The following is a 12,738-nucleotide window of genomic DNA, read 5'->3' on the forward strand; positions in this document are numbered from 1 at the left end:
TGACAGCGGGGAGAGACATTTATTTTGCTGAACTGCGTCTGTTTGCCCCCGCGCATGCTTCGCAGCACAAAAAAGGGGCGCCCCCGTGATGGAGCCGCCCCTTTTTGCATAATTCGTACCCGCCCCGGTAAGGGCGGACGTAGCCGAATTACTTGATTTCGACGGTGCCGCCGGCTTCTTCGATCTTCTTCTTGATCTCTTCGGCTTCAGCCTTCGAGACGCCTTCCTTGACAGCCTTCGGAGCGGCTTCGACCAGCGCCTTGGCTTCGGTCAGGCCGAGCTGCGTGATCGCGCGCACTTCCTTGATGACCTGGATCTTCTTCCCGCCGTCGCCGGTCAGGATGACGTCGAATTCGGTCTTTTCTTCAACCGCAGCGGCGGCTTCGGCGGGAGCAGCGGCAACCGCAACGGCGGCGGCGGCGCTGACGCCCCATGCTTCTTCGAGAGCCTTGGCAAGGTCGGCGGCTTCGAGAACGGTCAGCTTCGAAAGTTCAGCTACGAGAGCGGCGATATCAGCCATGATGTTTCACTCCTGAGATATGTGGTGCCCGGTTGCCCGGGCGAAAATCGTGCGAACGGTGTCTTACGCGGCGTCTTTTTCGGCATAGGCAGCAAAGACACGCGCCAGCTTGGCCGCCGGAGCGGTGACAACCTGGGCGATCTTGGTCGCCGGAGCCTGAATGAGGCCGATGAGCTTGGCGCGCAGTTCGTCGAGCGAGGGCATCGTGGCCAAAGCCTTGATCCCGTCGGCATCGAGAACGAGCGAACCCATCCCGCCACCCAAGATTTCGATCTTGTCGGTGGTCTTGGCGAAATCGACGATCACCTTGGCGGCGGCGACGGGATCGCTGGACGTGGCAACCGCAGTCGGGCCGGTGAAAAGATCACCGATACCCGCATAGGGCGTGTCCTGGACGGCAAGCTTGGCAAGACGGTTCTTCGCCACCTTGTAGGTCGCGCCTGCCTCGCGGATCTTCGTGCGAAGAGCGGTGGTTTGCGCCACCGTCAAGCCGAGGTTGCGGGTGATGACCACCGCGCCGGCCTCGTTGAAGAGCTCGTTGAGATAGGCGACCGATTCGGCTTTCTGCGAACGATCCATGCCTTACTCCTTCACATGTGACCGCTTGGGGATTGCCCCCGCGCGGCCGGCTACGTTTGTCCGCGCCGGTCACGCGAAAATGCGCGCCATTGCGGGCGGGTCCGTATCGACAAGGGAAGGAGAAGCGCCGAAATCCGGCGCGGGCACCACGCATCCGCAAGGGAGCGACGGGCCGTTGAAACTCTTTTCCCCGCCTAGGCTGGATGATTAAGCCATCGAAGGATGGCACCAACTGTCTCGGACGGATGATCGGGGCGAACCCCGGTCAGCGCCGGGCCAATAGCAGCAACGCGGGCGGAGTCAAGGATTCGCCGCGTTTATGGAAACTTGGCATCAGGCCGAAAACGCTGGGGCGAACTGACATTGCCGATTTGGGTGCGGGAGCCCCCCATTTGACAACCGCCCGACGCAGGCCTAGGTAACGGAACAAGTCCAGCGTTTCGAGCAAGGCTTTCCCATGCGCGGGGGAAGGCCAGGGAAGGAAACGCAGGTCATCCATCTGACGCGGCAGGCTGCGGCCGGTGCCATCTTTTTTCCATGGATTACCATCGGGAAAGGGTGCGTGCCAGGCTTGCGGCCTTTTCCCGTTTGATGGTGCCACCAGCCGCGCGTGGCAACATTTCTGTCGGTTTTTCCGGCGATTCGAGCAAAGAGGCACGACCCTCCTATGGCGACCAAGCCCCCCGTCTTCACGGGCTCACGCCCCGGCGTGAAGAAGCGTATCCGCAAGATCTTCGGCGACAATCACGAAGTCGTGCAGATGCCGAACCTGATCGAGGTCCAGCGCGAATCGTACGAACAGTTCCTGCGCTCGGACCCGGCCACCGGCTATGTTTCGGGTCTGGAAAAGACGCTGCGCTCGGTCTTCCCGATCCAGGATTTCGCGGGCACCGCCAGCCTCGATATCAAGGAAAAGGACGGTTACGTCCTCGAATCGCCGAAATACGACGTCAACGAGTGCCGTCAGCGCGGGATCACGTATGCCGCGCCGATGAAAGTGACGCTGAAGCTGGCGACTTTTGAAGTCGACGCCGAAACCGAAACCAAGTCGCTCATCGATATCAAGGAGCAGGATGTCTACATGGGCGACATTCCGCTCATGACCGACAACGGCACCTTTTTCATCAACGGCACCGAGCGCGTCATCGTCAGCCAGATGCACCGTTCGCCGGGCGTGCTGTTCGATCACGACCGCGGCAAGACGCATTCCTCGGGCAAATACCTGTTTGCCGCGCGCGTCATTCCCTATCGCGGTTCGTGGCTCGATTTCGAATTCGACGCCAAGGACATCGTCAACGTCCGCATCGACCGCAAGCGCAAGCTGCCGGTCACCAGCCTGCTTTATGCGCTGGGCCTCAACGGCGAGCAGATCCTCGACCACTTCTATCAGAAAGTGATCTGGGTCCGTGCCGAAGGCGGCTGGCGCGTGCCGTTTGTGCTCGATCAATGGCGCGGCACCAAGCCGACGTTCGACATCGTCGATGCGAAGTCGGGCGAAGTGATCTTCCCGGCGGGCACCAAGATCAGCCCCCGCGCCGCCAACAAGGCGGGCAAGGACGGGCTCGAACAGCTGCTGATCCCGACCGAGGAAATCTTTGGCCGCTATTCCGCGCTCGACCTGATCGACGAATCGACCGGTCGCATCTGGATCGAAGCGGGCGACGAAGTTTCCCCTGAAAACCTCGAAGTGCTCGACCGCGCGGGCATCGACCGGCTCGAACTGCTCGACATCGACCATGTCAGCACGGGTCCGTGGATCCGCAACACGATGAAGGCGGACAAGGCCGAAGATCGCGATCACGCGCTGGCCGACATCTATCGCGTCATGCGCCCCGGCGAACCGCCGACGCGCGAAACCGCCGAAGCGCTGTTCGACGGCCTGTTCTTCGACGGCGACCGCTATGACCTTTCGGCGGTCGGCCGCGTGAAGCTCAACATGCGTCTCAGCCTCGATTGCCCCGACACCGTCACCACCTTGCGCACCGACGACATTCTCGCCGTGGTCAAGGAACTGGTGAACCTGAAGGACGGCAAGGGCGAAGTCGACGACATCGACAACCTCGGCAACCGCCGGGTGCGTTCGGTCGGCGAATTGCTCGAAAACCAGTATCGCGTCGGCCTTCTGCGCATGGAACGCGCGGTCAAGGAGCGCATGAGCTCGGTCGACGTGTCGACGGTCATGCCCAACGACCTGATCAATGCGAAGCCGGCGGTGGCCGCGGTGCGCGAATTCTTCGGCTCGTCGCAGCTGTCGCAGTTCATGGATCAGACCAACCCGCTGTCCGAAGTGACGCACAAGCGTCGCGTTTCGGCGCTCGGGCCGGGCGGTCTGACTCGCGAACGCGCCGGCTTCGAAGTCCGCGACGTTCACCCCACGCACTATGGCCGCATCTGCCCGATTGAAACGCCCGAAGGGCCGAACATCGGTCTGATCAACTCGCTCTCGACGTTTGCCCGCGTCAACAAGTACGGCTTCATCGAAACCCCGTACCGCAAGGTGATCGACGGCAAGGTGACCAGCGACGTCACCTATCTGTCGGCGATGGAAGAGCAGAAGCACACCGTGGCGCAGGCCTCGGCTGGCCTCAATCCCGACGGTTCGTTTGCCGAAGAACTCGTTTCGGCGCGGCAGAACGGCGAATTCGTGATGGCTCCGCGCGACACGGTCACGCTGATGGACGTCAGCCCGAAACAGCTCGTCTCGGTGGCCGCGTCGCTCATTCCGTTCCTGGAAAACGATGACGCCAACCGCGCGTTGATGGGCTCGAACATGCAGCGCCAGGCGGTGCCGCTGGTCAAGGCCGACGCACCGTTTGTCGGCACCGGCATGGAAGAAACCGTGGCGCGCGATTCGGGCGCCGCGATTTCCGCGCTGCGCGGCGGTATCGTCGACCAGGTCGATGCGACGCGTATCGTCATCCGCGCCTCGGGCGACATCGAGGCCGGCCAGTCCGGCGTCGACATCTATACCCTGCAAAAGTTCCAGCGTTCGAACCAGAACACCTGCATCAACCAGCGCCCGCTGGTGAAAGTGGGCGAGCTGGTCGAAAAGGGCGGCATTCTCGCCGATGGTCCTTCGACGGACCTTGGCGAGCTGGCGCTGGGCCGCAACGTGCTCGTCGCGTTCATGCCCTGGAACGGCTACAACTACGAAGACTCGATCCTGATCTCCGAACGGATCGTGAAGGACGACGTGTTCACCTCGATCCACATCGAGGAATTCGAAGTCATGGCCCGCGACACGAAGCTCGGGCCCGAAGACATCACCCGCGATATTCCCAACGTCGGCGAGGAAGCCCTGCGCAACCTCGACGAAGCGGGCATCGTCTATATCGGCGCCGAAGTGCATCCGGGTGACATCCTCGTCGGCAAGATCACGCCCAAGGGCGAATCGCCGATGACGCCGGAAGAAAAGCTGCTCCGCGCGATCTTCGGCGAAAAGGCGAGCGATGTGCGCGACACCTCGCTGCGTCTGCCGCCGGGCGTGTCGGGCACGATCGTCGAAGTGCGCGTGTTCAACCGTCACGGGATCGAGGTCGATGACCGTACCCGCGCGATCCAGGCCGAGGAAATCGAACGCCTCGCCAAGGACCGCGAAGACGAACGCGGCATCCTGAACCGCGCCACGTTCAACCGCCTGCGCGACATGCTGATCGGGCACGTCGCCGCTGCCGCGCCCAAGGGCGTCAAGAAGGGCGTCGAGATCGACGAGCAAGTGCTCGCCGAGGTCGAACGTCACGAATGGTGGAAGTTCGCGGTGGCCGACGATGCGCGTCAGGCGCAGCTCGAAGCGGTCAAGGCGCAGTACGATGCGACCGTCAAGGCGATCCAGGAAAAGTTCGAAGACCGCAAGGCCAAGCTCGAAGCGGGCGACGAACTCGCCCCCGGCGTGCTCAAGATGGTCAAGGTCTTCGTCGCGGTGAAGCGCAAGCTGCAGCCGGGTGACAAGATGGCCGGTCGTCACGGCAACAAGGGTGTGATCAGCCGCATCCTGCCGGTCGAAGACATGCCGTTCCTGGCCGACGGCACCCATGTCGACATCGTGCTCAACCCGCTGGGCGTGCCGAGCCGCATGAACGTCGGGCAGATCTTCGAAACGCACCTCGGCTGGGCTGCGCGCAACCTTGGCAAGCAGATCGGCGAAGCGCTCGAAGATTGGCGCCATGCCAATCCCGATCCGGCGGTGGCTCCGCCGCCGACTGCGCTGGTCGACAAGCTGAAGGACATCTACGGCGAAAAGTATTACGCCGAGATCGAAAACCGCAACGTGCTCGAAATCGTCGAACTGGCGGAAAACCTGAAGGCCGGCGTGCCGATGGGAACCCCGGTGTTCGACGGCGCGCGCGAACCCGACGTGTCGGCGATGCTGGCCAAGGCCGGGCTCGACACATCGGGCCAGGTCACGCTCTATGACGGGCGCAGCGGGGAAGCGTTCGACCGCAAGGTCACGGTGGGCATCATCTACATGTTGAAGCTGCACCACCTTGTCGACGACAAGATCCACGCACGTTCGATCGGGCCCTACAGCCTCGTTACCCAGCAGCCGCTGGGCGGCAAGGCGCAGTTCGGTGGCCAGCGCTTCGGGGAAATGGAAGTCTGGGCCCTGCAGGCCTATGGCGCCGCCTATACCCTGCAGGAAATGCTCACGGTGAAATCGGACGACGTCGTCGGCCGCACCAAGGTCTACGAAGCGATCGTCAAGGGCGACGATACGTTCGAGGCCGGCATTCCCGAAAGCTTCAACGTGCTTGTGAAGGAAATGCGCAGTCTCGGCCTCAATGTCGAATTGTCATCGTTTGACGATGATGACGACAGCCTGGCCGACGCAGCGGAATGACCGGCGGGCCGGCGGGGTGATCCCGTCGGCCAGCTCCTTTGCCGCCGAATTCCAAAGATTTCCCTCCCAGCGAGGAACACGCAATGAACGACCTGACCAAGTTCACCAACCAGATCGCGAAGCCGGAAAGCTTCGACCAGATCCGCATCGGCCTTGCCAGCCCCGAGCGCATCCGTTCCTGGTCCTTCGGCGAAATCAAGAAGCCGGAAACCATCAACTATCGCACGTTCAAGCCCGAACGCGACGGCCTGTTCTGCGCACGCATCTTCGGTCCGGTAAAGGACTACGAATGCCTGTGCGGCAAGTACAAGCGCATGAAGTACAAGGGCGTCGTCTGCGAAAAGTGCGGCGTCGAAGTGACCGTGACCAAGGTCCGTCGCGAACGCATGGGCCATATCGAACTGGCCGCGCCCGTCGCGCACATCTGGTTCCTGAAATCGCTGCCCAGCCGCATCGGCCTGCTGCTCGACATGCAGTTGAAGCAGCTTGAACGCATTCTCTACTTCGAAAGCTATGTCGTCATCGAGCCGGGCATCACCCCGCTCGAACGCTATCAGCTGCTGACCGAAGACGAACTGCTCGACGCGCAGGACGAATATGGCGAAGACGCCTTTTCGGCCGGAATCGGCGCCGAGGCCGTCAAGCACATGCTGATGGATCTCGACCTTGTCCAGGAACGCGAAGACCTGCTCAAGGACTTGTCCGAGACGAAGTCGGAACTGAAGCCGAAGAAGATCATCAAGCGGCTGAAAGTCGTCGAATCGTTCATCGATTCGGGCAACCGTCCCGAATGGATGATCCTCGACGTGGTTCCGGTCATTCCGCCCGAACTGCGCCCGCTGGTGCCGCTCGACGGCGGCCGTTTCGCGACTTCGGATCTCAACGATCTCTATCGCCGCGTCATCAACCGCAACAACCGTCTGAAGCGCCTGATCGAATTGCGCGCGCCGGACATCATCGTGCGCAACGAAAAGCGCATGTTGCAGGAAGCGGTCGACGCATTGTTCGACAACGGTCGTCGCGGCCGTATCATCACCGGCGCCAACAAGCGCCCGCTCAAGTCGCTGTCCGACATGCTCAAGGGCAAGCAGGGCCGCTTCCGCCAGAACCTGCTCGGCAAGCGCGTCGACTATTCGGGCCGTTCGGTCATCGTGACCGGGCCGGAATTGAAGCTGCACCAGTGCGGTCTGCCCAAGAAGATGGCGCTCGAACTGTTCAAGCCGTTCATCTACGCCCGGCTCGACGCCAAGGGCCTGTCGATGACGCTGAAGCAGGCCAAGAAGTGGGTCGAAAAGGAACGCAAGGAAGTCTGGGACATCCTGGACGAAGTGATCCGCGAACACCCGGTCATGCTCAACCGCGCGCCGACGCTCCACCGTCTGGGCATCCAGGCGTTCGAACCCGTGCTGATCGAAGGCAAGGCGATCCAGCTGCACCCGCTCGTCTGCTCGGCATTCAACGCCGACTTCGACGGTGACCAGATGGCCGTCCACGTGCCGCTTTCACTGGAAGCCCAGCTCGAAGCGCGCGTGCTGATGATGAGCACGAACAACATCCTCTCGCCCGCCAACGGGAAGCCGATCATCGTGCCTTCGCAGGACATGGTGCTCGGGCTCTATTACCTGTCGATGGATCGCAAGGGCGAGCCGGGCGAAGGCATGCTGCTCGGCGACATGGCCGAAGTGCACCAGGCGATCCACGCCGGGGCGGTCACGCTGCACAGCAAGATCGTCGCGCGCGTTCCGCAAACCGACGAAGCGGGCAAGACCTACCTCAAGCGCTATGACACCACGCCGGGCCGCATGCTGCTGGGCGAATGTCTGCCGAAAAGCCACACGGTTCCCTTCGAACTGGTCAACCGCCTGTTGACCAAGAAGGAAATCGCCGACGTCATCGATCAGGTCTATCGTCACACCGGCCAGAAAGAGACCGTGCTGTTTGCCGACGCGATCATGTCGCTCGGTTTCCGTCACGCGTTCAAGGCCGGGATCTCGTTCGGCAAGGATGACATGATCATCCCGCCGAGCAAGGATGCGCTGGTCGACGAAACCAAGGCTTTGGTCGCCGACTACGAACAGCAGTATCAGGACGGCCTGATCACCCAGCAGGAAAAGTACAACAAGGTCATCGACGCCTGGAGCCGTTGCGGCGATCAGGTCGCGGCGGCCATGATGGACGAACTGCGCGCCTGCCCGATCGACGAACACGGCCGCGAACGCCAGGTCAACGCGATCTACATGATGAGCCATTCGGGCGCGCGTGGTTCGCCGGCGCAGATGAAGCAGCTTGCCGGTATGCGCGGCCTCATGGCCAAGCCGTCGGGCGAAATCATCGAAACCCCGATCATCTCGAACTTCAAGGAAGGCCTGACCGTCCTTGAATACTTCAACTCCACCCATGGCGCCCGCAAGGGTCTGGCCGACACCGCGCTCAAGACGGCAAACTCGGGTTACCTGACCCGCCGTCTGGTCGACGTGTCGCAGGATTGCGTCGTCACGATGGAAGATTGCGGCACCGAGCGCGCGCTTGAAATGCGCGCGATCGTTCAGGGCGGTTCGACGATCGCTTCGCTTGGCGAACGTATCCTCGGTCGCACGCTGGCCGAAGACATGATCGAGGCCAAGACCGGCGAAGTGCTCGTCACCAAGGACACCCTGCTCGACGAAGCGGCGATCACGCGGATCGAAGCAGCGGGCGTTCAGTCGGCGCGCATCCGTTCGCCGCTGATCTGCGAATCCGCGGTCGGCGTGTGCGGCAAGTGCTATGGCCGGGATCTCGCCCGCGGGACTCCGGTCAATATCGGCGAAGCGGTCGGCGTCATCGCGGCGCAGTCGATTGGCGAACCGGGTACGCAGCTGACCATGCGCACGTTCCACATCGGTGGCGCGGCGCAGGTCAACGAACAGTCGCACCTCGAATCGCTGTGCGACGGTACCGTCGAATATCGCGACATCCCGACCATCACCGATAGCCGCGGGCGTCGCCTTTCGCTCGCGCGCAACGGTGAAATCGCGGTCTATGACAGCGATGGTCGTGAGCGCGCAGTCCACCGCGTGCCTTACGGTACCCACCTGATCAACGAGAACGGCGCCACCATCAAACTGGGCGAACGCCTGGCCGAATGGGATCCGTTCACCACCCCGGTGATCACCGACAAGACGGGTATCGTGCGCTATCAGGATCTGGTCGACGGCCGCACGCTGACCGAACTGGTCGACGATGCGACCGGGATCGCCCAGCGCGTGGTGACCGAAAACCGCGCCGGTGGCCGCGCCAAAAAGGAAGATCTGCGCCCGCGCCTGACTCTGCTCGACGAAAATTCGGGCGAGGCCGCGCGCTATCTGATGGCGCCGGGCACCACCCTGTCGGTCGAAGACGGACAGATGGTGACAGCCGGTGACGTGCTGGCCCGTGCCAGCCGCGAAGCCGCCAAGACGCGCGACATCACCGGCGGTCTGCCGCGTGTTGCCGAACTGTTCGAAGCGCGCCGTCCCAAGGACAACGCGATCATCGCCAAGATTTCCGGCCGGATCGAATTCGTCCGCGACTACAAGGCGAAGCGCAAGATCGCGATCATCCCGGAAGAAGGCGATCCGGTCGAATACCTGATCCCCAAGTCCAAGGTGATCGACGTCCAGGAAGGCGACTACGTCAAGAAGGGCGACAACCTGATCTCGGGCTCGCCCGACCCGCACGACATCCTCGAAGTGCTCGGGGTCGAAGCGCTGGCCGAATACCTCGTCGCCGAAATCCAGGAAGTCTATCGCCTCCAGGGCGTGAAGATCAACGACAAGCACATCGAAGTGATCGTCCGGCAGATGCTGCAAAAGGTGGAAATCACCGATGGCGGCGACACCACCCTGCTGCCCGGCGAACAGCTCGATTTTGAAGAAATGAACGAATACAACGCCAAGCTCGCCCCCGACCAGAAAAAGGCCGAAGGCAAGCCGGTCCTGCTCGGCATCACCAAGGCGAGCCTGCAGACCCGTTCGTTCATCTCTGCCGCGTCGTTCCAGGAAACCACCCGCGTGCTCACCCAGGCGGCTGTGGAAGGCAAGCGCGACAGCCTGATCGGGCTCAAGGAAAACGTCATCGTCGGTCGTCTGATCCCCGCCGGGACCGGCGCCAGCATGAACCGCCTGCGCGTCGTGGCCACCAGCCGCGATGCCGCCCTGCGCGCCGCCACACGCCGTTTCGAAACGGCCCTGGTCGCGCCCACGTCGGCAGCCGAGGAACATGCCGCCGAACTGAAGCAGGGTCGCGAAGCGGCGCTGTACGGTGAAGATCCGCTGGCCGCCGTCGAAGGCGAAACCCACGGCCTCGACGCCGATGCAGCAGATTACCTGCTCAAGGGCGACGAAGCCTGAGGCTGAATACCCTTCCCCAGTGCGGGGAAGGGGTTTCCGGCTCTGCCAGACAACTGAAAACCCCCGCAGGATCGGTCCTGCGGGGGTTTTTGTTTGGCTGCGGGAGCATTCTGCCTCCGGCGGGCAAGGGCCATTGCCCTTGCATCCCGTTAACTGGCTTCGTTTGCGCGCCAGGCCGGCCTTGCGTCCTGGCGCAAAGCGGCAATACAGTCTCCCGACGCAACCTCTGACGCGCCCTGCCGGCTGCGCGTCGATCCAGAGTCTTGCGGAATACCGCGTTTGCAAACGCGCATTCTGGTCAAATGGCAACTTGCGCCCCAAAAAACGTCATTCGGGACGCGGTTGCCCGAATTCCTGCCATGCGCACAATATTGGTATATGCCGAAAGATGAGGCGAATGATGTTTTTAGTGCTGAGCAATAAGCGCGAACTGGATGGCTTTCAAAATAATCACAGCGACGAAAATGAGGCCCACTTTCCAGCCAATGTTTCCGATTTTAGCTGATCCAATTTCACCTGAGCCAGCCAATTTCCCATCCCTAGCATTCAGAATAATTTTCAGCATCTCCTCTGAATCTAAACGATAGTCCACTGGTGAGAAAATGAGCTTACTTCTTGCCCCAAGCACATCCATCCCAAGGCGCGCTCGACCGAGATCATCTCCCGTCAGAAAAGGCTGTCCCAGTTGTGACCAATTATACGTCCGCATAAAAAATCCCAGTTTTTTAAACCGGATTTCATCTGCTGAGACTGCAATCTGTGAGGGAAAGATAACTCCCAAAACTGCAATGGTCATTGCCCCGACTATGATTATCGCGACGAGAAAACTGAATATTCCTATGACGCTCATGCTTCCTTCTGCCGTCGCCGAAGGCAAAATGTATATCGTGACGTAAAACAAGCAAGCAGCGACCAACCCGAACGGAGCCAATATAAGCGCGCCGATAACCGCTTTCGCTCGCGTTGCCTGAAAATACAGGGAGGGTATTTCTCTAATCATATCGCTTGATTAGCGGAGAAAACTTAACATTCCGAAAACGCCCAATCAAACCTCGCTGATGCGGCTCTATTGATAGGAAAGTTAGCCAATCGCCGCCAAGACCGGAATGTCTGCTTTCCTCCAATTCCTGCCAGTCGGGCAGTGCGTTTGCGCAGGATACCAACGCCAAGATAACGGGATGCAAGGGCATGGCCCTTGCCCGCCGGAGGCACCAAGAATGCCCGCCGGAAGCAAAACCAAGCCCGCCGCAGGCAAACAAAAACACCCGCCGAAACCAGTCCGGCGGGTGTCTTGTCATTCGTGATCTGGCGTGATCAGCCCTTGGGGCGGCGGTGTTCGCCCTTGACCCAGCGCACGGTGCCCGAGCTTGCGCGCATGACGACGCTTTCGGTGGTCAGCATGCCCGATTTGTGACGCTTGACGCCCGCGAGCAGCGAGCCGTCGGTGACGCCGGTCGCAGCGAAGATGCAATCGCCCTTGGCCAGTTCGGTCAGGTCGTATTGCTTGTTGAGGTCTGTGATGCCCCACTTCTTGGCGCGGGCGCGTTCGTCATCGTTGCGGAAGACGAGGCGGCCCTTGAACTGGCCGCCGACGCAGCGCAGCGCGGCTGCTGCGAGCACGCCTTCGGGGGCGCCGCCCTGGCCGATGTACATGTCGATGCCGGTTTCTTCATCGGTGGTGGCGATGACGCCGGCAACGTCGCCGTCGGAAATCAGCATGATGCCGCAACCCAGCCCGCGCAGTTCGGTGATGATGTCGTCGTGGCGAGTCCGGTCGAGCACGCAGACGGTGATCTCGCCCGGCTCCACGCCCTTGGCGGCGGCCACGGCCTTGACGTTTTCGGTGACCGATTTGTCGAGATCGATGATCCCTGCCGGATAGCCCGGCCCGACCGCGATCTTGTCCATATAGACGTCGGGTGCATTGAGCAGCCCGCCTTCTTCGGCAACGGCGAGCACGGCGAGCGCGTTGGGACCGGCCTTGGCGGTGATCGTGGTGCCTTCGAGCGGGTCGAGCGCGATGTCGATCTTGGGGCCCTTGCCGGGCGCCAGGCCGACCTTTTCGCCGATGAACAGCATCGGCGCTTCGTCGCGTTCGCCTTCGCCGATCACCACGGTGCCGTCCATGTACAGCTCGTTGAGCGCGGCGCGCATGGCTTCGACGGCGGCGTGGTCGGCTGCCTTTTCATCGCCGCGCCCGATCAACTTTGCCGCGCCGATCGCTGCCGCTTCGGTTACGCGCACCATTTCGAGCACGAGCACACGGTCAAGAACCTTGGATGGGGCGGGTTGTGCAATGGGTTGGGTCACGGTAGTTCCCTGTCGAGGTGGGCGTGGAAGATGGTAGTGCAGACGTATGCACTGCCCTAGACTGAGGATGACGGTTTTGTCGAGAGTGACGCACGTCCTTTGTGTTGCGTCGTTGCTGGTCTGTC

The 12,738-nt window shown here is 61.7% G+C and carries 6 protein-coding genes; 2 read left to right on the forward strand and 4 right to left on the reverse strand.

Annotated features, from left to right (window positions below):
* Positions 1-148: 148 nt before the first annotated feature.
* Both rplL and rplJ read right to left on the reverse strand, forming a co-directional pair.
* Positions 149-520, reverse strand: a complete 372-nt coding sequence (gene rplL, locus AQZ50_RS11240) for a 50S ribosomal protein L7/L12 (RefSeq protein WP_067746540.1) — start codon at positions 518-520, stop codon at positions 149-151.
* A gap of 63 nt (positions 521-583) precedes the next feature.
* Entirely contained in the window at positions 584-1,099 is a 516-nt protein-coding gene (gene rplJ / locus AQZ50_RS11245) for a 50S ribosomal protein L10 (protein WP_067746541.1), read from the reverse strand.
* Positions 1,100-1,766: 667 nt separating this feature from the next.
* Between rplJ and rpoB the strand changes: the two genes are divergently transcribed.
* On the forward strand, positions 1,767-5,936 hold the full coding sequence (rpoB, locus tag AQZ50_RS11250; RefSeq protein WP_067746542.1) for a DNA-directed RNA polymerase subunit beta: 4,170 nt from the start codon (positions 1,767-1,769) through the stop codon (positions 5,934-5,936).
* A gap of 83 nt (positions 5,937-6,019) precedes the next feature.
* On the forward strand, positions 6,020-10,303 hold the full coding sequence (gene rpoC, locus AQZ50_RS11255) for a DNA-directed RNA polymerase subunit beta' (RefSeq protein ID WP_067746543.1): 4,284 nt from the start codon (positions 6,020-6,022) through the stop codon (positions 10,301-10,303).
* Positions 10,304-10,709: 406 nt separating this feature from the next.
* Here the strand turns inward: rpoC and AQZ50_RS11260 are convergent, their stop codons facing one another.
* Together AQZ50_RS11260 and glpX are read right to left on the reverse strand one after the other, a co-directional pair.
* Positions 10,710-11,153 carry a hypothetical protein gene (locus AQZ50_RS11260; RefSeq protein ID WP_156427326.1) on the reverse strand — a complete coding sequence of 148 codons (444 nt, stop codon included), beginning with the start codon at positions 11,151-11,153 and terminating at the stop codon, positions 10,710-10,712.
* A 464-nt stretch (positions 11,154-11,617) separates the two neighbouring features.
* Positions 11,618-12,613 carry a class II fructose-bisphosphatase gene (glpX, locus tag AQZ50_RS11265; RefSeq protein ID WP_255354610.1) on the reverse strand — a complete coding sequence of 332 codons (996 nt, stop codon included), beginning with the start codon at positions 12,611-12,613 and terminating at the stop codon, positions 11,618-11,620.
* Positions 12,614-12,738 lie beyond the last annotated feature (125 nt).

Origin of the sequence: Novosphingobium sp. Fuku2-ISO-50 (genome assembly GCF_001519055.1) — a bacterium.
Lineage (GTDB): Bacteria > Pseudomonadota > Alphaproteobacteria > Sphingomonadales > Sphingomonadaceae > Novosphingobium.